The 21,942-nt window shown below is 39.2% G+C and carries 20 protein-coding genes; 11 read left to right on the top strand and 9 right to left on the bottom strand.

Annotated features, from left to right (window positions below; genetic code table 11):
• Positions 1-42: 42 nt before the first annotated feature.
• Both folE2 and ACYSN2_RS00740 read right to left on the bottom strand, forming a co-directional pair.
• Positions 43-858, bottom strand: coding sequence for a GTP cyclohydrolase FolE2 (gene folE2, locus ACYSN2_RS00745; protein WP_461748339.1), 816 nt, complete (start codon positions 856-858; stop codon positions 43-45).
• Between the two features lie 9 nt (positions 859-867).
• A complete protein-coding gene (locus ACYSN2_RS00740; RefSeq protein ID WP_461748338.1) occupies positions 868-1,383 on the bottom strand; it encodes an LPS-assembly lipoprotein LptE in 516 nt (171 codons plus the stop codon).
• A gap of 321 nt (positions 1,384-1,704) precedes the next feature.
• Here ACYSN2_RS00740 and lpxL point away from each other — a divergent pair, with 321 nt between their 5' ends.
• From lpxL to fabB, 3 genes are all read left to right on the top strand, one after another.
• Positions 1,705-2,616, top strand: a complete 912-nt coding sequence (gene lpxL / locus ACYSN2_RS00735; RefSeq protein ID WP_461748337.1) for an LpxL/LpxP family Kdo(2)-lipid IV(A) lauroyl/palmitoleoyl acyltransferase — start codon at positions 1,705-1,707, stop codon at positions 2,614-2,616.
• 293 nt (positions 2,617-2,909) lie between these two features.
• Entirely contained in the window at positions 2,910-3,425 is a 516-nt protein-coding gene (fabA, locus tag ACYSN2_RS00730; RefSeq protein ID WP_461748549.1) for a 3-hydroxyacyl-[acyl-carrier-protein] dehydratase FabA, read from the top strand.
• A gap of 20 nt (positions 3,426-3,445) precedes the next feature.
• Positions 3,446-4,666 (top strand): beta-ketoacyl-ACP synthase I, encoded by a 1,221-nt coding sequence (fabB, locus tag ACYSN2_RS00725; protein ID WP_461748336.1) that lies wholly within the window; start codon positions 3,446-3,448, stop codon positions 4,664-4,666.
• A gap of 143 nt (positions 4,667-4,809) precedes the next feature.
• Here the strand turns inward: fabB and ACYSN2_RS00720 are convergent, their stop codons facing one another.
• From ACYSN2_RS00720 to ACYSN2_RS00710, 3 genes are all read right to left on the bottom strand, one after another.
• Entirely contained in the window at positions 4,810-6,480 is a 1,671-nt protein-coding gene (locus ACYSN2_RS00720) for a glycerol-3-phosphate dehydrogenase/oxidase (protein ID WP_461748335.1), read from the bottom strand.
• Positions 6,481-6,617: 137 nt separating this feature from the next.
• A complete protein-coding gene (gene glpK / locus ACYSN2_RS00715) occupies positions 6,618-8,111 on the bottom strand; it encodes a glycerol kinase GlpK (protein ID WP_461748334.1) in 1,494 nt (497 codons plus the stop codon).
• Between the two features lie 109 nt (positions 8,112-8,220).
• Entirely contained in the window at positions 8,221-9,063 is an 843-nt protein-coding gene (locus tag ACYSN2_RS00710; protein ID WP_461748333.1) for an MIP/aquaporin family protein, read from the bottom strand.
• 181 nt (positions 9,064-9,244) lie between these two features.
• Between ACYSN2_RS00710 and glpT the strand changes: the two genes are divergently transcribed.
• Together glpT and ACYSN2_RS00700 are read left to right on the top strand one after the other, a co-directional pair.
• A complete protein-coding gene (glpT, locus tag ACYSN2_RS00705; protein ID WP_461748332.1) occupies positions 9,245-10,591 on the top strand; it encodes a glycerol-3-phosphate transporter in 1,347 nt (448 codons plus the stop codon).
• A 559-nt stretch (positions 10,592-11,150) separates the two neighbouring features.
• Positions 11,151-11,489: a hypothetical protein gene (locus tag ACYSN2_RS00700; protein WP_461748331.1), complete on the top strand. Its 339-nt coding sequence runs from the start codon at positions 11,151-11,153 to the stop codon at positions 11,487-11,489.
• 295 nt (positions 11,490-11,784) lie between these two features.
• Here the strand turns inward: ACYSN2_RS00700 and ACYSN2_RS00695 are convergent, their stop codons facing one another.
• From ACYSN2_RS00695 to rsfS, 4 genes are all read right to left on the bottom strand, one after another.
• Positions 11,785-12,720 (bottom strand): c-type cytochrome, encoded by a 936-nt coding sequence (locus ACYSN2_RS00695; RefSeq protein WP_461748330.1) that lies wholly within the window; start codon positions 12,718-12,720, stop codon positions 11,785-11,787.
• A gap of 3 nt (positions 12,721-12,723) precedes the next feature.
• Complete coding sequence (locus ACYSN2_RS00690; protein ID WP_461748329.1) at positions 12,724-13,368, bottom strand: c-type cytochrome; 645 nt, start codon at positions 13,366-13,368, stop codon at positions 12,724-12,726.
• Positions 13,369-13,677: 309 nt separating this feature from the next.
• The gene (gene rlmH, locus ACYSN2_RS00685) at positions 13,678-14,148 is read right to left on the bottom strand and encodes a 23S rRNA (pseudouridine(1915)-N(3))-methyltransferase RlmH (RefSeq protein WP_461748328.1); all 471 of its coding nucleotides are present in this window, start codon (positions 14,146-14,148) and stop codon (positions 13,678-13,680) included.
• Between the two features lie 44 nt (positions 14,149-14,192).
• The gene (gene rsfS / locus ACYSN2_RS00680; protein WP_461748327.1) at positions 14,193-14,519 is read right to left on the bottom strand and encodes a ribosome silencing factor; all 327 of its coding nucleotides are present in this window, start codon (positions 14,517-14,519) and stop codon (positions 14,193-14,195) included.
• Positions 14,520-14,649: 130 nt separating this feature from the next.
• Between rsfS and hemL the strand changes: the two genes are divergently transcribed.
• From hemL to ACYSN2_RS00650, 6 genes are all read left to right on the top strand, one after another.
• Positions 14,650-15,930, top strand: coding sequence for a glutamate-1-semialdehyde 2,1-aminomutase (gene hemL / locus ACYSN2_RS00675; protein ID WP_461748326.1), 1,281 nt, complete (start codon positions 14,650-14,652; stop codon positions 15,928-15,930).
• Positions 15,931-16,092: 162 nt separating this feature from the next.
• Complete coding sequence (gene rpe / locus ACYSN2_RS00670) at positions 16,093-16,773, top strand: ribulose-phosphate 3-epimerase (RefSeq protein ID WP_461748325.1); 681 nt, start codon at positions 16,093-16,095, stop codon at positions 16,771-16,773.
• Between the two features lie 428 nt (positions 16,774-17,201).
• Positions 17,202-18,248 (top strand): type IV pilus twitching motility protein PilT, encoded by a 1,047-nt coding sequence (locus ACYSN2_RS00665; protein WP_461748324.1) that lies wholly within the window; start codon positions 17,202-17,204, stop codon positions 18,246-18,248.
• Positions 18,249-18,380: 132 nt separating this feature from the next.
• Positions 18,381-18,617, top strand: a complete 237-nt coding sequence (gene rpmB, locus ACYSN2_RS00660) for a 50S ribosomal protein L28 (protein ID WP_242146997.1) — start codon at positions 18,381-18,383, stop codon at positions 18,615-18,617.
• Between the two features lie 10 nt (positions 18,618-18,627).
• Positions 18,628-18,783, top strand: coding sequence for a 50S ribosomal protein L33 (rpmG, locus tag ACYSN2_RS00655; protein WP_461748323.1), 156 nt, complete (start codon positions 18,628-18,630; stop codon positions 18,781-18,783).
• A gap of 157 nt (positions 18,784-18,940) precedes the next feature.
• Positions 18,941-21,697, top strand: coding sequence for a valine--tRNA ligase (locus ACYSN2_RS00650; protein ID WP_461748322.1), 2,757 nt, complete (start codon positions 18,941-18,943; stop codon positions 21,695-21,697).
• The last annotated feature ends 245 nt before the right edge of the window (positions 21,698-21,942 follow it).

Here is a 21,942-nt window from a genome sequence, read left to right as displayed (position 1 = left end):
TCAGATTTAAACTTAGAATTCAGTTTAGAATGAAATTTAGAATTAGAATGTATAGTTAATTTTTGCGTAAGCTTGATGGTTATGAATCGATTCAAAGTTCTCAGATTGTACCGAGAATTCTGTTAAATCTGTACGTTCTCTTAAAAGCACCACTAAATCACGCACTAAATCTTCTACGAATCTTGGCGTTCTGTAAGCATGCTCTGTCACATATTTCTCATCCGGACGTTTGAGTAATGGATAGAGTTTTGAAGAACCTACAGATTCCATATCATGAAGCATTTGATCAATGTTCAAACCTTCAAATGACACTTGATCTTTGAAGATCAGAGAAATTGTTAAGTGTGAACGTTGTGAATGCGCACTAAATTCAGAAATCTCTTTAGAACATGGGCAAAGGCTCGTTACCGGCGCCATAAGCACTAATTCATAATAATCATTGCCGGCATTATCATGATTCGATTTCGCAACGATTTCACAGTTAAAATCCATCACACTTTTTGCTTTTGAAACGGGCGCAACTCTTTCAAAAAAGAGTGGGAATTTCAAATGGAACTGTGCGTTACTTGAATCTAATTTTGCTTCTAATTCATTCAAAAGTGGTTTGACACTTTCTAAACCGAAAGGCTTTGGCTGATTATCCCAAACTTCAATGAAGCGGGACATATGCGTACCTTTACGTTCTTTTTGTAAAGTCACAGTGAAAGCCGCTTCCATGACGGTGCCTTGCTCAACATCACTATTTTTAAAGGTTAATGGTAAGCGTAAACCGCTAATTCCCACTTTTGAAATTTCAACATTGCGCTCATCTTCATACGCTTGCACATCTTTGATGGCGGTAATCTGTTCGTTACTCACGAATACTCCCTATTTCACTGCTCTAATAACGGTTGTTAAGCGTCGTACGAAGGCATCACTAACCCCTTCCGACAATTCCTTTTTAATCGCTTCTTCTGCCGTCGTTTTTGCCAAAGGTTCACGCTCATCCAAAGAATAATCTTGAGATCTTACAAACCTTTCTGTTGGAAAAACAATCTCTCCTTGAGAATTTACGACCGAAATATTTGCTGTCAGATAACTACTATATTCTCGCTGTATTCCACTTAAGTTACTTGCAACAACTCTTGTGTCATACGTTTCATCAATAGTAATAATCAGATCTGCTTGATATTTTGAATCTACAAATTTCAACTGCGAACCTAAAGCGCGTTTTACATAGAACTCTACACTTTCACGAGAATACGCTGGCTCATCACTTTCGATAAAAGCAGTCTGATACTGATCTGGCAATGAGATATCGCCTCGTAAATGAAACCCACAACCTACTAATAACGTAAACAGGCCGAGTAACACTATGTACTTCGCTCGAAATTGTAATTTCATATCAAAAAACACCTCATAGGGTATAAAATAACTTGATCAAAATCAAAGTTTACCTATTTTAAACCATATTCAAATTAAAGAAAGTTTCGTGTCAAAAATGCTAGATAGCAGATTCTACCGCAGAATAAGAATTAATCCCATTGATATAATTCAGCTTATTTGTAAATAACTATGCTTTCAGAATAAATATTTTCTTGCTATCCCAAATCCCCTCTATTTCAAAAATAATCCTTGAAGTTTTACCTTGTAAAAGAGATCAACTCTCGCTTTCTGATTAAAACTGTTATAATTCACGATTATTTGTAGTTATTCAATGGACCTATGGGCAAACATACCGTACCAAAAGCATCTGATCATAAGCTCTTAGCTGTTGGCATCTTTTTTGCCAAATTAATTGCACATTTACCATTACCTTTCTTACTATTTCTCGGCAGAATCATTGGGCGTATCTCCTATTATATTGCTAAAAGCCGTAGAAAAATTATTCAAAGAAATATTGAACTCTGTTTTCCTGAGTTAGATAAAGCCTCCCAAAAAAAACTCATTAAAGAGAATTTCAAATCCATGGGTATGGCCATTTTCGAAGTGATTATTGCGTGGTATATGCCACAAAAACAGCTCGAAAAGCATCTTGTCTATGAAGGTTTAGAAAATTTAAAAGAGTATGAAGAGAGTGAATTAGGTGCTCTGCTTCTCACGCTTCACATGACCCCGTTAGAACTGGGCGGAAGAGCCATCTCTTTCAAAACTAAAGTTAGAGGCATGTATCGCCCCCACGAAAATCCCTACTACGAACATGTGCAATATCAAGGTCGCTATGATCAATCAGGGCTTGAACCCATTACTCGGGACGAAACTCGGAGAATGATCAAACTTCTTCGGGAGGGAGATCTCATTTGGTATGCGCCTGATCAAAACTATGGAAGCACGGATCATGTGTTCATTCCTTTCTTCGGGGTCAATGCCCTCACAATTACTGCAACCTCCACATTGTGTCGTTTAGGAAGAGCGAAAGCACTTCCCTATTACGTGATTCGCAAAAAGAATAAATATCACATCATTATCAAACCCATGTTGACGGATTTTCCCACCAAAGATTTGGAAGCCGACACCTTACGATTAAATCAAATGTTTGAACAGTGGATTATGGATGCTCCTGAGCAATATCTCTGGGCTCATAGACGTTTTAAAACTCGCCCACAAGGGGAGCCTGATCTGTATCAGGACTTATAACGCTCAATTTAATCGTAATGACGAACAAAATTGATACAAAAAAACAATCAAGCAGTACAATAGGCAAAATATATCTTAGGTAACCTCTAAAATATAAAGCCTTATTTCGAAAAAGAAGTCTTAAAAAGCCCCTCAATATGAAAGAGGTTAACTCTTACGACTTTTTTTAGGTATAATCACAGGTTAGAAATTATTTATCTCTGTTATAAAAAAGGGGAATCCCCTATCTATTCATAGAGATACCAATAATCTAACTTTGTATAATTTCATAGGATCAATAAGACGTGACTAGAATTACAACCCAATCAAGCTTCACATATGATGAGCTTATCGAGTGCGCAAAAGGTAACTTATTTGGTGAAGGAAATGCTCAACTTCCAATGCCACCAATGCTTATGGTGGATCGCATTATCTCCATCACTGAAAACGGCGGTAAATATGGTAAAGGATCAATCACAGCTGAGTTAGATCTTAATCCTGATCTTTGGTTCTTCCCTTGCCACTTCATCGGTGACAGCGTTATGCCTGGTTGCCTTGGTCTTGATGCAATGTGGCAATTGGTTGGTTTTTATCTTGGCTGGATGGGCGGTAAAGGCCGTGGTCGTGCATTAGGTGCAGGCAACGTTAAATTCAGTGGTCAAGTGCTCCCAACAGCAAAGAAAATCACTTATAACATTCATATGAAACGTGTTATTTTAAGATCTCTAACAATGGGTATCGCAGATGCTACCATGGAAGTAGATGGTAAAGAGATATACGTTGGTGAAGATCTAAAAGTTGGTCTCTTCACACAAACGGACAACTTTTAATTTTTGGAGGAATTTTATTCATGAAACGTGTTGTTATTACAGGCCTTGGCATTGTATCGAGTATCGGTAACAATAAAGATGAAGTCTTACAATCACTCCTCAATACTCAATCTGGAATCGAGTTTTCGCAAGAGATGGCGGATCTTGGATTCCGTTCACATGTACATGGTGCTGTGAATATCGATCTTGCATCGCAAATTGATCGTAAAGATTTCCGCTTTATGGCAGATGCTGCAGCGTATGCTTATATTGCGATGAAACAAGCAATTACGGATGCGGAACTTTCTGAAGAAGAAGTTTCTAACCCAAGAACAGGTCTTATTGTGGGTTCTGGTGGTGCATCTACAAAGAACCAAATCGATAGTATCGATATTCTTCGTAAAAACGGCGCTACAAAACGTATTGGACCATACATGGTCACTCGTACGATGGGTTCTACTGTTTCTGCTTGTTTAGCAACGCCTTTTAAAATTAAAGGCTTAAACTACTCCATCAGTTCAGCATGCGCAACTTCCATTCACTGTATCGGAAATGCTTATGAGCAGATCCAAATGGGCAAACAAGATATCGTATTTGCCGGCGGTGGTGAAGAACTTCATCCGTACATGAGCGCAATGTTTGACGCAATGGGCGCACTCTCTTCTAAGTACAATGATTCAGCGGAATCTGCTTCACGTGCTTACGATAAAGATCGTGATGGTTTCGTGATTTCTGGCGGTGGCGGTATCGTTGTTGTTGAAGAATTAGAACACGCTTTAAAACGTGGCGCGAAGATCTATGCTGAAATCACTGGTTACGGCGCAACATCTGATGGTTATGACATGGTTGCTCCAAGCGGTGAAGGTGCTGAACGTTGTATGCGTATGGCGCTTGAAACTGTAAAAGGCGACATCGATTACATCAATACTCACGGTACTTCAACACCTGCCGGTGACGTTCCTGAATTGGAAGCAATTGGCCGAGTATTTGGCGATAAAGTTCCACCCATCAGCTCAACGAAATCTTTAACTGGTCACGCGCTTGGTGCTGCTGGTGTGAATGAAACAATTTACTGCCTCTTAATGATGCAAAATAACTTCATCACAGAAAGCGCTCATATTAATGAAGTGGATCCTAAACTTGCACACTTCCCGATCGTTCGTGAACGTGTCGATAATGCAAAAATGGATAACGTTCTTAATAATGGCTTTGGTTTTGGTGGTACAAACTCGGCATTAGTATTAAGCCGTTATAAAGGTTAGTTTCCTTTAACAACCATCATTACAAGATCAATAAAAGTAAGTGAACAAGAAAAAGCTGATTTGAATTTCAAATCAGCTTTTTTATTTTTGATGTCTAAATAACTATGCGATATCCCGCATTGATAATGTTATCCCTAACTTTACTACGCAATCGCTTCTGGAAAAGCTTCCGCATCTTGAATCAGCTGATCCATTCTTGCCGTCATTTGTGCTTTCACTTCCTCATTCCAACCGAAATGCGCCGCCATGTGATGAATGATTGCTTCTTTTTCCTGATAAACCGCTTGGATATTAAAAAACAGATTGCCGGTACGGCGAATCATGAAATCATCAGGACAGACAACGCTTTCATAATTTAAGGCATACCATAATCGCAATGATGTTAAACGTGAAAGCCCTTCAAGTTCTACAAATTCTCCACCCTTGAAATGATCAAAGATTATTTCAGAATTCGTGCCGTAATAACGCGCAAGAAAATGACTCTCTTCTTCCGTTAATCCAAGCGCGATTCCCTTTTTAACTTGCGCCGCAATATACGCTTCAAAATGATCTGCACCGCCCACATTTCCCCCTGAAATAGGTTCGTGCTTTGTTAGGCAAGGTTTAAAATGCTCATTAAAATCTCTTTTTAGAACTTCTGCTAAGCGATCTACCACTTCTTCCGCCATATGACGGTATCCTGTCAATTTACCGCCGGCAATCGTGAGTAATCCGCTATCAGATTCCCAAATCTCATCTTTACGAGAAATTTCTGAAGGATCTTTCCCTTCTTCCCAAATAAGCGGTCTAATTCCCGCCCAAGAAGATTCAATATGTTCCTTTTTCAAGTTTATGGTTGGGAACATATAATTCACGGCTGAAAGTAGGTAATCCCGATCTTCAGCTGTGGCAACAGGTTGCACTTTATCAGCTTCATATACAGTATCTGTAGTACCGACATAGGTTTTACCATTTCGAGGAATGGCAAAGATCATGCGTTTATCATCTTTTGTATCGAAATAAACCGCTTGCTCTAATGGGAAATCCTTAGCATCAATGACCAAGTGAATCCCTTTCGTTAATCGCAAATGTTTATTGTTGACCTTACTCACATCTTTTTTACGAATTTCATCCACCCAAGGTCCTGTTGCGTTAATGACTTTTTTCGCATGTATCTTGAATGTTTGCTTGGTAAAGATATCTTCTACTTCAACGCCATTGGCTTTCCCATTCTCATCGTAAAGAAAAGAGGTTGCTTTGGTGTAGTTCAGAACTTTTGCACCAAGTTCCACCGCTTTTTTCATGACTTCGATCGTTAATCTTGCATCATCTGTACGATATTCCACATAATAACCACTTCCAATTAAACCATCTTTCTTTACAAGTGGCGCTCGGCGAATGGTTTCTTCTCTGCTCAGCATTTTACGGCGTTCATTTTTCTTAACGCCCGCTAAATAGTCATACACACGAAGCCCAATAGAAGTTGAAAAAGGCCCAAATGTTCCCCCTTTATGAAATGGCAAAAGCATCCATAAAGGTGTTGTTACATGCGGTCCATTTTCATAGACAATCGCTCTCTCTTGTCCTGAGCTTTTCACGACAGAAATTTGTAATTGCTTCAAGTAACGGAGCCCACCATGAATCAGCTTTGTTGAGCGACTACTTGTTCCTGCCGCAAAATCTTGCATCTCAATCAGTGCTACCTTCATTCCTCGTTTTGAGGCATCTAAAGCAATCCCTGCTCCCGTAATACCTCCACCAATGACAACAACATCATAGGTTTCTCCGGCTAACTGCTGAGCCACTTCTACTCGCTTCGAAGCTGAAAACATCATATTTATCTCCTTAATAACAGATACTTTTCACTCTAAAAAAACATTCAGTATCTTAAGAGCTTTAAAAATTAAAAATATGGACTGCAAGAACGCCAACGATTTATTCCGGCTGAAGGTATTCCAGATTACTCATACCTTTATGGTTTAAACGCTTGAGTTGCTTTAATCGCACATCTCCAACCATTATAAAGGGTATCTTGAGTTTCTTTATCCATTTTTGGCGTATATTTTTGATCCAATGCCCAAATATGATCAATTTCATCAATAGATTGCCAATAGCCGACCGCTAATCCCGCTAAATAAGCAGCGCCCAATGCCGTTGTTTCATTGATTTTAGGGCGATCCACTTCTACGCCTAAAATATTACTTTGAAATTGCATTAAAAACCCATTTAAAGACGCGCCGCCATCGACTCTTAACGTTGTTAATTTCAGATTAGAATCATGCTCCATTGCTTCTAAGACATCTCGTGATTGATACGCAATAGATTCTAAAGTCGCACGAATAAAATGCTCTTTCTCCGTACCCCTTGTAATGCCAAAAATCGCACCTCTCGCTTCAGAGTCCCAATATGGCGTTCCTAATCCTACAAATGCCGGCACAACGTAAACGCCATCCGTTGAATCGATTCTACTCGCATAATCTTCCGAAAGACTCGAATCCGCAAACATTCTCAACCCATCACGGAGCCACTGAATCGCAGAACCTGCAACAAAAATAGAACCTTCTAGCGCATAACTCACTTTTCCATCAATGCCCCAAGCGATTGTTGTTAATAAGCCTCTCTCAGAAAGTACAGGAGTATTGCCGGTATTCATCAGCATAAAACAACCTGTGCCGTAAGTGTTTTTCGCCATTCCTTCTTTAAAACATGTTTGCCCAAAGAGCGCTGCTTGCTGATCGCCGGCAATACCGGCAATTTGCACTTCTTCTCCGAAGAAATGCTGTGGACTTGTTCTACCATATACTTCTGAAGACGAATGAACCTCCGGCAACATTTCTGCCGGCACATTTAAGTAGGTGAGTAATTCTTCATCCCATTTTAGATCAAAAATGTTATACATCAACGTTCGACTAGCATTGGAATAATCTGTCACGTGCGCAGCGCCGCCGGTAAGTTTCCAAATGAGCCAAGTATCAATCGTTCCAAAGAGAAGATCCCCTTTTTCTGCCCTTTCACGCGCACCTTCCACATGATCTAAAATCCAAGTCACTTTTGTGCCGGAAAAATAAGGATCAATGAGTAACCCTGTTTTTTGTTTAAAAATGGCTTCATGTCCAGCTTTTTTCAGAGAATCACAAATGCCAACTGTCTGCCGAGATTGCCATACAAGCGCATTATAGATAGGAAGCCCTGTGGTTTTATCCCAAACAACCGTTGTTTCACGTTGATTAGTAATCCCAATGCCGGCGATCTGTTTGGGTTCAATATTATTTTCTGTCAGTACTTCTGTAATAACAGACAATACCGATGCCCAAATTTCTGTAGGATCATGCTCCACCCAACCTGGTTGAGGAAATATTTGACGAAATTCTTTTTGGGAGCTTCCAATAATACGTCCTTGTTGATCAAAAATAATGGCTCGTGAGCTCGTTGTGCCCTGATCAACCGCCATAATATATTGCTTCATATGTATCTCCTATCAATCCTGATAAAGGATTCTGATTTTCTTTGAAATGGCATAACACTTCGCTGTAGCACTTCAAATTCTAATTTCAATGTTTCATCATTAATGATCTTTACTGACCCTGATTCTTGCAACTGATCAATAATAACTGCTGACACCTTGCATAATAAAGTAATCCCGCCAATAGAAGAAAACCAATAATTAACCAACTCCAAGCAGCTGTTAGCGAGATGACGTCTCCTGCACCTACTCTAAATAATATACCGTAAAGTGCAGAGCCAATAATCGTTCCCACAATCGGAGATAATCCCGGCACAAAAGCATATTTCCAATTGGAATCCGTTTTACCAGGGATTGGTAAAAGCATATGCATGAATCTTGGGCCTAAATCACGTGCAGGATTAATCGCATATCCTGTGGTTCCCCCTAGACTTAGACCAATTGCCATAATTAAGAAACCAATCACAACGGGTTGTAATCCGCCTGTAACATCATTGATCCCAATAAATAAAATGGCCAACATCAAAATGGCAGTCCCAATCACTTCAGACATGACATTATTCGGAAAACTCTCTATTGCCGGCGTTGTACAAAAGATATCCCTCTTTGCAATAGGATTTTCTGTCACAGCAAAATGGGGTTTAAAGTGAGTCCAAATTAAATAAGCACCTGCCATTGCCCCTAGAAACTGAGCGATAATATATCCCGGCACATGCGCCCAAGGAAATTTACCCACAATTGCCAATCCTAACGTCACTGCTGGGTTTAGATGTCCGCCACTATATTTGCTCGTTGCATAGACACCTAACATGACAGCAAATCCCCACCCCATAATAATCACAATCCAGCCACCACCTTCAGCTTTGGACTTTTTCAAAACAACATTCGCAACCACTCCACCACCAAATAAAATCATGATGGCGGTTCCTATAAATTCGGCTAGATAAATGGGCATTTCTTTTCCTCATTTTCAATGTTTAAGAGAGCATTAAATTAATTTACATATTAATAACTATTATATTAATAACAAATAAACACCATTATTAATAATTAAAATCTTTTCTTAATTGACTTAAACCTACTTATCTATTGATTTCAAATAAGTTTATGAATTTGAATTTATAAAGGAGTCTTAAATGTTTAACTTTTTAAAGGCTGCCCCACATAAAGCCCTATTATCAAAAGAAAAAATTGACCCAACCTATCGTAGATTACGATGGCAGATCTTTATGGGAATCTTTTTTGGTTACGCAGCTTACTATTTTGTTCGTAAAAACTTCTCCCTCGCTATGCCTAATATGATCGAAGAAGGCATGTATACACATGGTGAATTAGGATTTGCATTATCGGGCGTTTCCCTTGCTTACGGATTATCCAAATTTATCATGGGAACGGTTTCCGATCGCTCTAATCCCCGATACTTTCTTCCTTTAGGCCTATTAATTTCAGGACTCATCATGTTATTTATGGGAGTTTCTGATTTAGCGCTATCTAGCGTTTGGATCATCTTTATTCTGCTCTTTATTAATGGTTGGGTTCAAGGAATGGGCTGGCCCCCTTGCGGCAGAACCATGGTGCATTGGTGGTCAAAATCAGAGCGAGGAACAATTGTTTCCATTTGGAACTGCGCACATAATGTCGGTGGCGGAATTCCTGCTCTTCTATTTATTGTGGGAATGTATTACTTCAACGATTGGCGATCTGCCCTTTATTTACCGGCAATGGCGGCATTAATTATGGTGCCTTTTATTTGGCTAGCAATGCGAGATACGCCACAATCTTGTGGGCTTCCGCCAATAGAAGTATATAAAAACGAATATCCGGATGATTACTCGGAAGCTTCAGAGGAAGAACTCTCTACAAAACAGATATTAATGCAATATGTCTTTAATAATAAATTGTTATGGTACATCGCGATCGCTAATGTCTTTGTCTACCTTTTGAGATACGGCGTTTTAGATTGGTCACCTACCTACTTGAAAGAAGTGAAAGGTTTTACCGTTGATAAATCCTCTTGGGCGTACTTCCTTTATGAATATGCCGGCATTCCCGGTACATTAGTCTGTGGCTGGATGTCTGATAAAATCTTTAAAGGCAATCGAGGCGCCACCGGCATTTTCTTCATGGTTTTAGTGACCATCGCCCTTGTTGTTTATTGGAAAAACCCTGCTGGAAATCCTTCTATTGACATGATCTGTTTACTTATTATCGGATTCTTAATTTACGGTCCTGTCATGCTCATTGGTTTACATGCGCTAGAACTCGCTCCGAAAAAAGCTGCCGGAACCGCCGCTGGATTTACCGGATTATTTGGATACCTTGGTGGATCTGTTGCCGCAAGTGCGCTGATCGGTTGGTCTGTGGGTACCTTTGGCTGGAACAGCGCTTTCATCATTATGGTTGTGGGAAGTATTTTATCCGTCATACTTCTCGTGATGACAATGATAGGAGAAAGAAAACCTAATAGCTCATCATCAGCATAAAACTGCCTAGTTCGTATCAAAGCTATTCTACAACTTATAGCTAGAATAGCTTTGATAATAGCTTTTATGCTTCTTTTCATTCTTGATTTAAACAAACGATGAACCAACTAGCTCTGTTTGTAATAACTGAGCTAATATTTTTTACAACAATCTTGTTGTTTGTAAAAATAGACCGTCGGATATTTTCATTCAAAATGGACTTGATCTACCTCAATATTAAGACTTATTTACTATATCTATCTGCCTTCATTCGACATTATCTTGAGCTAAATTTGAAAATTATTGTAAATTGTCGTAAATTTCAAAAATACCCCATGGCTAAAATCCTAGTAGTACACACATAAATGCGAAATTTAAAATACAAATAACTCATTATGATAAGAAAAAAATCAATGTAAACAAAACCTACAAATCAATAAATATATTTATAATTCAAACTGTAAAATTGACTCATTAAAACATTTGATAACAAAAAATAACAATTCCTATACAATTATTTAACTTGTTGGATACATGATGTATCTACTTCTTAGTTAAATCTTTTTGAAAGGAGTTCAAAATGTTTAAATTGTCGTACGTAATGCTGATATCTCTCTTCCTCTCTCTTAATATTTTTGCAAATGCTACTGAAACTATGAAAGGAACTGTCATTGGTAGAGGGTCCATTATATTTCAAGGGGAAATCACTAAAGATGCTTGCACCCCCAAAGTATCTCAAGAAATTACAGGAAGATCTCAGCACTCTATTTCTTCACTCTATTCCGAGTGTGAAATGGCTAGCACAGAACACTCAAGTATTACACCTATGATACTTACGGCTCAAACATTGACTCCTATTGAAAACAAAACATCACACTCCCAACTTCCTTACCAGTTTTATCTTGCTGAATATAAATAATAGCTAACAGCATCTATATCAATAAGATCACAACAAACTTTCAAAAAACAAAAAAAGCAAGATAAAGCCAGTCATTACCGACTTCATCTTGCTTTTTTTCATTTTTTTCGTTTGGTCAAACAGTTCAATCGATTCCAATCATTCAAGCAATTTTCCGATTCTTAATGCTACGTTTATCCAACGCTTAGATTTGCAATAGAATACTAGATTGATGCATTAAAACTCATCACTCCATCATCAACATGCATTATGAGTTTGAATCTTTATTTTGAATCATGATCACTGAATCGTAATATTAAATTCCTTGACCTAAAATCGTACCATTTACTTCAACGCCGTAAAGGTTTACCCCATCATTTGCATGATATTTCTCACGTGTTTTTTCAACAGAACCATCAATCAGACGTGGATCTTGTGGTCTTTCATGACTATTCATAAATGCCGCAACATCCCAAGCTTGTTGATCTGTTAAAGCTCCACCTTGTCCTAATGGCATATTCGTTTTAATAAAGTCTGCTGCCGTATTAATTCGATGCATTCCAGCTCCCCAGTTATAGGAATCTTGCCCCCAGAGTGGTGGGAATACATAGTGATCATCTACTTTTTGCCCTAATCCATCATTTCCATGACACACCGCACAGTTTTCTGCATACACAACTTCTCCGCGCTCAATACTGTATCCCGCTTCTGGTTGTGGCACTTGCGGATAACCTCTTCCCGGTAACGATACACCCGTTGGTGCATTTGTTGCTAACCAATAAGAATAGGTGATCAATGCTGTCATTGTTTCACTATCTGCCGGCGGTGGTGTTCCATTCATACTAAATTCAAAACATCCTTGAATTCTTTCCGCATAAGTATTTACACGATTATTTTTACTACGATATGCCGGATACATTGGATATGCGCCCCATAAAGGCGATGCATTTGCCATTTTACCCTGATCCATATGACAGTTGACGCAATTCATACCATTGCCAACAAACTCAGATGCTTCACGTTTTGTATCCACGAAAATTGCTTGTCCTTTACGGATCATATCGCCATAAGCATTATTCGGAATATCACTATCTAATGGTGGCTGATGATACTCTTCCCCTGACCCAATCACCGGCGCATGCGGGATCTGAGATTGGTCATCCATGGATACAACGCCTGTTTGTGCAAACAGAGCAGATGCCCCAAACGACAATAATGCCGTTAAAATGCTTTTATTCATTAACTGTTTCATATTCTACTTCCCTGTTTTCCCAATATTTGAGAAATACACTGCGACTGCTTGAATTTCTTCATCATTTAATTCACGCGCAATATGCCCCATCAGATCTGCTTCATCATTTTGACGTGTGCCATTTTTCCAAGCATTCATCTGATTGACAATATAGAGCTCACTTTGTCCTGCTAATCTTGGGAAAGTATTCCCAACACCAACACCACTTGGACCATGACATGCGACACATTCTGGAACATTACGACTCCAATCGCCACGAAGTGCTAATCGGCTACCTAAATCCGTAGGTTGCGTTGCACGTGTAATTTCAGGAATTGCCGGCGCTGTAAATGCTTGCATATATACGGATACTGCTTCAATTTCTTCAGGTGTTAAAGCAGCCGCAATGCCATCCATTACAGGATGTTTACGTGCTCCCGCTTTAAAATCTTGTACTTGTTTTGCTAAATACCCTGCCGGCATTTCTGCTACCGCCGGATAGCCAGCTACAGCAAGACCTTCCCCTTGGACTCCATGACATGTCATACATGCAATTGCCATCGGATTTTCACCACCTCTTGTATACACTTTCTCTCCTAAATCTGATGCACTCACAAGCGACAACAATGACAGGAGAGACACATATACCATCTTATGAATAAACTTCATACGCACCTCTTTTTAAAACGATATTTCCGATTTTGCCCCATACAACCTTCCTTATCCTAGAAAATATCTCTTCAATATTTTCTGAAAGAGTTACTAGAAGGTCTTGGATCAAAGCTATTTTTAACCAACTACTTTTTATACAGTATTTTTTATATGGCTGATCAACCTTGACCAATCTTACAAAATCACTTCAATTGTTTAAATTACTATATAAATATATAAAAAAAAAGAACATATTCTATATGTTCTTTTTATAAATCGCAAAAATTTACACTGTTTTTTTTAAAATTCACGCAATATGCAATGCTTCTATTCCCGATGATAAGGATGGTTATTAATAATGCTCCAAGCTCTAAACAATTGCTCAGCCACCAAAACCCGCACCATTGGATGGGGAAGCGTTAATTTAGATAACGATAATGATTGTTGAAAGAGCGCTTTAATTTCCGGAGAAAACCCTTCAGGCCCGCCGATTAATAGCGCCACATCTTGTCCTGATTGCATCCACGATTCCATTCTTTTACTAAGCTCCGGCGTTGTTACTTCCTTCCCAACAACATCGAGCCCAACAATCAAACAGTTTTTTGGAATCGCTTTTAAAAGTTTATCGCCCTCTTCTTTTAAAATGCGCTTCACATCAGAGTTCTTTTTCCGAACCAATGCCGGAACTTCAATCAGTTTCAGTTCAACATCATGACGAAGCCTACCAGAATACTCTTCAAATCCTGTTTTAACCCACGCCGGCATATTACTACCAACTGCTATGAGATAGACAATCATTCTAGTTTCCTTCAGACTTTCGCATCAAAATTACACCGCTCAAATTATTCAGCGCGAACAAAAATTTTCTCAAGATTATAAAAATCTCGCTTCTCTTCTGTTAAAAGATGTACCACGATATCGCCGAAATCGATTAAAACCCAATCAGATGCACTATTGATTCCTTCAATCCCGATTGGCTTAATGCCTTCTTTCAACATCACTTCTTCAGCTTTACGCACTAACGCTTTTAAATGTGGACCTGAGGTTGCAGATGCCACAACAACCCAATCCGCATAGCTAACAATGCCGTCAACATCGAATGCTAAAGGATTAATTGCCTTAATTTCATCTAAACCATTTACTAACTTATCTTTTGCTTCAGCGATCATACAGATTCCTTCTATTTAATTGTTCTGCGCTATTGTAGTGAATTTCCGCCTGTTGAACAAATGAAGATTTAGCTTCATAATACGTAAATCTATTTTTACTACCTAAAATCTTTATAAAGGGACATCATTTATGAGTCAATTTGACGAATTATATCGTGAAGCACAACAATATATTCCTGGTGGCGTGAACTCTCCTGTTCGTGCATTTAAACAAGTTGGCGGTGCGCCGGTTTTCTTCAAAAAAGGCGAAGGTGCTTATGTTTATGATGAAGCTGGAAAGAAATATATTGATTATGTAGGATCTTGGGGGCCGATGATTGTTGGTCATGCGCATCCTGAAGTGTTAGATGCTGTGATTGAAACTGCGAAAAATGGGCTCTCATTTGGTGCTCCAACGGTTTCTGAAACAGAACTTGCAAAACGTGTTTTAGAGCTTGTTCCTTCAATGGATCAAGTGCGCATGGTAAGTTCCGGTACAGAAGCAACCATGAGTGCAATTCGTCTTGCTCGTGGTTATACCGGTCGCGATAAAATCGTAAAATTTGAAGGTTGCTACCATGGCCATTCAGATTCACTTTTAGTGAAAGCCGGTTCTGGTCTTTTAACATTTGGTGAGCCATCTTCACCAGGCGTTCCAGCAGATTTAACACAGCACACAATTGTCATTGAATACAATAATCCTGAAGCGGTTAAAGAAGCCTTTGCAAAATATGGTAAAGAGATTGCGTGTGTGATCATCGAGCCAATTGCCGGCAACATGAACTGTATTCCACCACAACCTGGATTCTTAGAAACCATTCGTGAAGAGTGTGACAAAGCAGGATCTGTCTTTATCATTGATGAAGTAATGACAGGTTTCCGTGTTCATAAACACTCAGCGCAAGGTCTTTACGGCGTAACGCCAGATCTTTCTACATTCGGTAAAGTCATCGGTGGCGGAATGCCGGTCGGTGCTTTTGGTGGTAAAAAAGAGATCATGGATCATCTTTCGCCAAATGGTGCGGTATATCAAGCAGGAACCTTATCAGGAAACCCTGTTGCAATGGCTGCCGGCATTAAAACTTTAGATCTTATCTCACAAGATGGATTCTACGAAGATCTTGAAGCAAAAACGGATTACCTCATCAAAGGCATCAAAGAAGTATTTGCAAAACACAACAAACCACTCAGCACAAACCATGTTTGCGGCATGTTTGGTCTTTTCTTCACAAATGATGCAGTTAACACATTCTCAGATGCGACAAAATCAGATATTGATTTCTTCCAAGCGTTTTACCACGGCTTGTTAGAAGAAGGGATTTATCTCGCACCTAGCGCATTTGAAGCAGGCTTTATGTCAAGTGCACACACTTATGAAGATCTTGATGCAACGATTGCAGCAATGGATCGTGTGTTATCTAAAATGGCTTAATTGAGTTAAGCACGATAAAATATCGGGAGAATGTTTCATTGCATTCTCCCTTTTTATTTTCAATCAATCTTTAATCTATGATGATTGTTCTAATACCCTCCTCATAGATCCCAGTCTTCATATTCATTTGTTTATAGATCGTTCACTAAAGAGTAAAAAATCATGAAACAGCCCCTTTGGATTGCCCCTTCCATTCTCTCTGCAAACTTTGCAAAACTCGGCGAAGAAGTTGATGCAGTATTAGCCGGCGGTGCAGATATTATCCACTTTGATGTAATGGATAATCACTACGTAGAAAACCTCACTTTTGGACCGATGATCTGTAAAGCCCTTCGTGATTACGGCGTGACAGCGCCCATTGATGTGCATTTAATGGTAAGCCCTGTAGATCGCATGATTGAAGCGTTTGCTAAAGCCGGCGCAACGTACATCACGTTCCATCCTGAAGCTAGCATGCATGTCGATCGTTCATTACAGCTCATCAAATCGTTAGGCTGTAAAGCAGGTTTAGTGTTAAATCCGGCAACACCAATCAGCGTTTTAGATCATGTGTGGGATTATCTCGATATGGTACTCGTGATGAGCGTGAATCCTGGCTTTGGTGGTCAGAAATTTATTTTATCAAGCTTAGACAAGATCAAAATGCTTCGCCAAATCATTGATGAGAAAACTGCGGGCACAGATCGTGAAATTCGTTTAGAAATCGATGGTGGCGTGAATCTTCACAACATCAAAGAGATCGCTGAAGCAGGTGCCGATACTTTCGTTGCCGGAAGCGCAATCTTCAATAGCGGTACAAGCTATCAAGATATTATCGGCAAAATGAAGAAAGAACTCGCATAATTTAATCTGAGTTTTTGAAAATGTTTTCCGAGAGTTCTTTCCGAAAGTGTTTTTCAAAAAACACATTCTCAAAGAACTATCAAAAGCATCGTTTAAGTTTCTATCTAAAATTCTAAGAGTGAGTATGTAAACGGTGCTTTTTTGTATCTTCTTTTTTATGATGCTTACATTAAATCGACTACACAATCTATCGCATAATATAAGCTGATTCGTGGCTGGTTCGAATGCTTGCATGTTTTTAAAAATCTCGTGCCAGCGATTTCAATTCTTTTAGATTTTAAAATAGCATTACTCCAAATCCTCTATATCGCTTCTGCTCTCCTATCTTTATTGTTCGTTTTTATTTCATTTTGACTTCAAGTTTGATTATTAGCTTCCTCTTTTTCATCAATCTTGAAAAATAAAACTTTGATAGGAATCTACATCGGATGCTTAAAAACCTGATTCAATTTGCTCATGAGAAACATGCTTCAGATCTTCATCTCTGTGCGAATCGAAAAGCGTATGCTCGAATTCGAGGACAATTAATCCCGCTAACTAAAACAGTTTTATCGGCAGAATCTTTAAATACACTTCTACTTCCTCTGTTAGATGATGCAAATCGAGAGATATTCAATCAATATCACGCAATCGATTTTGCCTATACGCTCAACTTCGAAAGTAGTTCTTTAAGAATTCGAGCGCACTATTTTCAGAGCTTACAAGGTTTAACGGCGGTATTTCGAATAATTCCCACAGACATTATGAGTTTAAAAGATTTGTATGCCCCTGCAATCATCACTAAAGTTTTACGGCAAAAAAATGGACTAATTCTAGTAACAGGCGCTACAGGTTCCGGCAAATCAACGACGCTTTCGGCAATGATTCATGAGATCAATCAACAGGAAGAAAAGCACATTATTACCATTGAAGATCCCATTGAAAGAGTGTTTCAATCCCATAAATCCCTCATTGAACAACGAGAGCTGCATGAACACACCAATGCCTTTCATCATGCGCTCAAAGATGCTTTACGAGCCGATCCTGACATTATTTTAATCGGAGAACTTCGAGATCAGGATTCAGTAAAACTCGCATTACAAGCCGCAGAAACAGGTCATTTAGTGTTATCCACGCTTCATACCAATTCTGCACCTAAAACCATTGACCGGCTTTTAAGTTATTTTCCAAGCGATCAATCAGCTGAAATTCGCACCCAATTGGCGGAGAGTTTAAAGGCAGTTATTGCCCAACAACTTATCAACACGGATAAAAAAAGAGTCACTTTATTTGAAATCATGACAGTAAATAGCGCAATTTCTAATCTAATCCGAGAAAATCAAATCGCTCAAATACCTAGTGCTATTCAGACTGGCAAGCAATTTGGCATGCAATCATTCGAACAGCATATAGAATTTTTACAAAAAAGTGGTATACTTTCTGACTTGTTCGCCAAAAAGGCACAAAATTTACTTAATCCCGAAATCTATTCGTAATCTAGCGACAATAGCGACAAATTATTGCAATAGGGAGAAGTTTCCACTATAATTCGTGGGTTCAGTCCGCACATCAAATTTTTTAGCTGGCGGCCGGGGTTAATATTACAATTAAGATCAGGGTTATTAATCATGAGTAAAGTATGTCAAGTAACTGGGAAAGGGCCAATGACTGGTAACAACGTTTCCCATGCAAACAATAGAACACGTCGTCGTTTCCTCCCAAACCTTCAGGTTCACCGTTTATGGGTTGAGAGCGAAAATCGTTTCGTATCACTTCGTATCTCTCCAGCGGGTCTTCGTACCATTGATAAAAAAGGTATCGACGCAGTTTTAGCAGATCTTCGCGCTAAGGGCGAAAAATTCTAAGGAGTAGGTAATGAGAGAAAAAGTAAAATTAGTATCTTCAGCAGGTACAGGTCACTTCTACACGACCACTAAGAACAAACGTACAACAACTGAAAAATTAGAATTCAAAAAATTCGATCCAGTTGTTCGTAAACACGTTCTTTACACTGAAGCCCGCTTAAAATAATATCAGTATTAACCGGTCTCAGCAAAAACTAGCTCTAGGGCTAGTTTTTTTTGCTTCTAAGAAAGACAATTCATGGAGTATGTGGCGACTAAACCACAAGTTAATGCTATACTTTTGAGCATTATTTTAATGCTTTAACACGACTTGGAATCAGTAGATGAAACAGAGCTATCAACCAGAACAAATTGAAAAAAAGTGGTACCAATTTTGGGAACAAAATAATCTCTTTAAAGCAAGTGGAGATACTTCCAAAGACCCTTATTGCATCGTCATCCCGCCGCCAAACATTACCGGCAGCTTACATATGGGACATGCATTTCAAGATACCATTATGGATCTTTTAATCCGTTTTAACCGCATGAAAGGTAAAAACACTCTTTGGCAACCAGGAACGGATCACGCCGGCATTGCAACACAAATGGTTGTTGAAAGACAACTCAATGCAAACGGTCAAACTCGTCATGATTTAGGTCGTGATGCATTTGTAGATCGTATTTGGGAATGGAAAGAAGAATCTGGTGGAAACATCACGCAGCAACTCCGTAGAATGGGCGCAAGTCCTGATTGGACCCGTGAGCGTTTTACGATGGATGAAGGTCTTTCGGATGCAGTACAAAAAGTCTTTATTGAGCTCTACAAAGATGGCTTAATCTATCGTGGAAAACGCCTTGTTAACTGGGACCCGATTCTTAAAACTGCGGTTTCAGATATTGAAGTAGAATCCAAAGAAGAAGAGAGCTTCATGTGGCATCTTCGCTACCCTATTACCGGCACAGATGAGTATTTAGTCGTTGCGACAACTCGTCCTGAAACCATGCTCGGCGATACGGCAGTTGCAGTTCATCCTGAAGATGAGCGTTATGCGAAATTTATTGGTAAAACCATTGATCTTCCTTTCTGTAATCGTCAAATTCCGATTATTGCAGATGATTATGTGGATCCTGAATTTGGAACGGGCTGCGTTAAAATCACGCCGGCACACGATTTCAATGACTATGAAATGGGGGTTCGCCACAGCCTTCCAATGATCAACATCTTCACAGATGATGCGGCAATTAATGATGAAATGCCGGAAGCTTATCGTGGTCTTGATCGTTTTGATGCTCGTAAACAGATTGTTGCTGATTTTGAAACAGCAGGTTTACTCGATAAAATCGAACCGCATAAACTCATGATCCCCCGCTGTGATCGTACGAATCAGATCGTTGAACCGTACTTAACAGACCAATGGTTTGTAGATGCAAAAACACTTGCAAAACCTGCCATTGAAGCGGTTAAAAACAAAGACATTAAATTCATTCCTCAAAACTGGGAAAATACCTATTTTGAATGGATGAACAACATTCAAGATTGGTGTATTTCACGTCAGCTTTGGTGGGGTCATCGAATTCCTGCTTGGTATGATGAAAACGGCAATATCTATGTTGGTAAAAACGAAGAAGAAGTTCGCCGTGATAACAACATCGATGCAAGCGTTTCTCTCAAACAAGACGATGACGTTTTAGATACATGGTTCTCTTCTGCGCTCTGGCCTTTCTCAACGCTTGGCTGGCCTGAAAAAACCAAAGAACTTGAAACATTCTACCCAACATCAGTGCTCGTAACAGGCTTTGATATTATCTTCTTCTGGGTTGCAAGAATGATCATGTTTGGACTTCACTTTATGGATGAAATCCCCTTCAAAGAAGTCTACTTCCATGGTTTAGTGCGTGACCAAGATGGTCAGAAGATGAGTAAATCTAAAGGGAACGTTTTAGACCCAATCGATTTGATCGATGGAATTGATCTTGAATCATTAGTAACAAAACGTACAACAGGTTTAATGCAACCACAAATGGCTGCACGTATTGAAGCAGATACTCGCCGTCACTTCCCTGAAGGCATCAAAGCATTTGGTACGGATTCCCTTCGTTTTACCTTTACTTCCCTTGCGACAAATGGTCGTGACATCATCTTTGATGTCGGTCGTATTGAGGGTTATTCCAACTTCTGTAACAAGATTTGGAACGCATCTCGCTTTGTCTTTATGAATACAGAAGATAAAGAAGTATGTGAAAACAGTGCGAAACTCTCTCATATCGACAGATGGATCAATTCACGCTTAAGTCATATGCTGACAGAAGTGAATCGTCATATCGAATCATATCGCTTTGACTTAGCAACGGCAGCGCTTTATGACTTTATCTGGCATGAGTTCTGCGATTGGTATTTAGAGCTGACAAAACCAATCTTAAATGGCGATTACAGCGAAGAAGAGAAAGCGGCAACTCGTTACAACTTGCTCTTTGTGTTAGATTCTATTCTCAAAGCACTTCATCCGTTTATGCCATATATCACAGAAGAAATTTGGCAGAAACTCACAGAAATCGCACCAACACTTAAAACAGATGTGAGTATTTCTGTAGCGGATTACCCTTCTGTGGATCAACGTGATACAGCACTTGAAGCGGATGTCACATGGTTACAAGACGTGCTTTTAGCGGTTCGCCGTATTCGTGGGGAAATGAATATTTCACCAGGTAAACCACTTGATGTGCTTTATGAAAATGCAACAGATGAAGATCTTGCTCGTATCGAGAAAAACATGAACTTCTTGCAAAAAATGGGGCGTCTTGAAAGCTTCACAAAAGTAGAAGGCGATGCGCCTGAATCTGCAATTGTCGTGATTGGTAAAATGCGTCTTCTCATTCCTCTTGCAGGATTAATCGATAAAGCGCAAGAGCTGACTCGTTTAAATCGTGAGATTGGTAAAATTGAGCCAATCATCAAAGCACTTACCGGCAAGCTGTCAAATCCTGGATTTACAGATAAAGCACCGGCAAAAGTGGTAGAAGGCGAACGCGCGAAATTACAAGATGCGGAAAATCAATTACAAGAGTTAAAACAGCAACTCGTTAAGATTGAAGCATTATAATTTCATGATTCAACATTTTCATTACATATATTGAATACTCACTATTAAGTGATTAAACAATAAAATGTGATATTAAAAAAAGGCTAGTGTTTCTGCACTAGCCTTTTTTGTTTCTTAGAGTTTTATACCGAACGATTAAAAAACCTTGTGATTAATAAGAGCTGAATCATCGCTGGGTCGAACGCTTGCATTCTTCTGAGAATCCCTCGCCAGCAGAATCTAGCCTTTTTAGAGTTTCAACCGAA

It is taken from the genome of Ignatzschineria sp. LJL83, assembly GCF_054871845.1.
Note: the sequence above shows the minus strand (reverse complement) of the source record. Positions and strands in the feature narration are given on the sequence as shown.

Coding starts and splice junctions, on each gene's coding strand:
- ACYSN2_RS00740 (WP_461748338.1), bottom strand. CDS start 1,383: ATGAAATTACAATTTCGAGCGAAGTACATAGTGTTACTCGGCCTGTTT.
- lpxL (WP_461748337.1), top strand. CDS start 1,705: ATGGGCAAACATACCGTACCAAAAGCATCTGATCATAAGCTCTTAGCT.
- fabB (WP_461748336.1), top strand. CDS start 3,446: ATGAAACGTGTTGTTATTACAGGCCTTGGCATTGTATCGAGTATCGGT.
- ACYSN2_RS00720 (WP_461748335.1), bottom strand. CDS start 6,480: ATGATGTTTTCAGCTTCGAAGCGAGTAGAAGTGGCTCAGCAGTTAGCC.
- glpK (WP_461748334.1), bottom strand. CDS start 8,111: ATGAAGCAATATATTATGGCGGTTGATCAGGGCACAACGAGCTCACGA.
- ACYSN2_RS00710 (WP_461748333.1), bottom strand. CDS start 9,063: ATGCCCATTTATCTAGCCGAATTTATAGGAACCGCCATCATGATTTTA.
- glpT (WP_461748332.1), top strand. CDS start 9,245: ATGTTTAACTTTTTAAAGGCTGCCCCACATAAAGCCCTATTATCAAAA.
- ACYSN2_RS00700 (WP_461748331.1), top strand. CDS start 11,151: ATGTTTAAATTGTCGTACGTAATGCTGATATCTCTCTTCCTCTCTCTT.
- ACYSN2_RS00695 (WP_461748330.1), bottom strand. CDS start 12,720: ATGAAACAGTTAATGAATAAAAGCATTTTAACGGCATTATTGTCGTTT.
- ACYSN2_RS00690 (WP_461748329.1), bottom strand. CDS start 13,368: ATGAAGTTTATTCATAAGATGGTATATGTGTCTCTCCTGTCATTGTTG.
- rlmH (WP_461748328.1), bottom strand. CDS start 14,148: ATGATTGTCTATCTCATAGCAGTTGGTAGTAATATGCCGGCGTGGGTT.
- rsfS (WP_461748327.1), bottom strand. CDS start 14,519: ATGATCGCTGAAGCAAAAGATAAGTTAGTAAATGGTTTAGATGAAATT.
- hemL (WP_461748326.1), top strand. CDS start 14,650: ATGAGTCAATTTGACGAATTATATCGTGAAGCACAACAATATATTCCT.
- rpe (WP_461748325.1), top strand. CDS start 16,093: ATGAAACAGCCCCTTTGGATTGCCCCTTCCATTCTCTCTGCAAACTTT.
- ACYSN2_RS00665 (WP_461748324.1), top strand. CDS start 17,202: ATGCTTAAAAACCTGATTCAATTTGCTCATGAGAAACATGCTTCAGAT.
- rpmB (WP_242146997.1), top strand. CDS start 18,381: ATGAGTAAAGTATGTCAAGTAACTGGGAAAGGGCCAATGACTGGTAAC.
- rpmG (WP_461748323.1), top strand. CDS start 18,628: ATGAGAGAAAAAGTAAAATTAGTATCTTCAGCAGGTACAGGTCACTTC.
- ACYSN2_RS00650 (WP_461748322.1), top strand. CDS start 18,941: ATGAAACAGAGCTATCAACCAGAACAAATTGAAAAAAAGTGGTACCAA.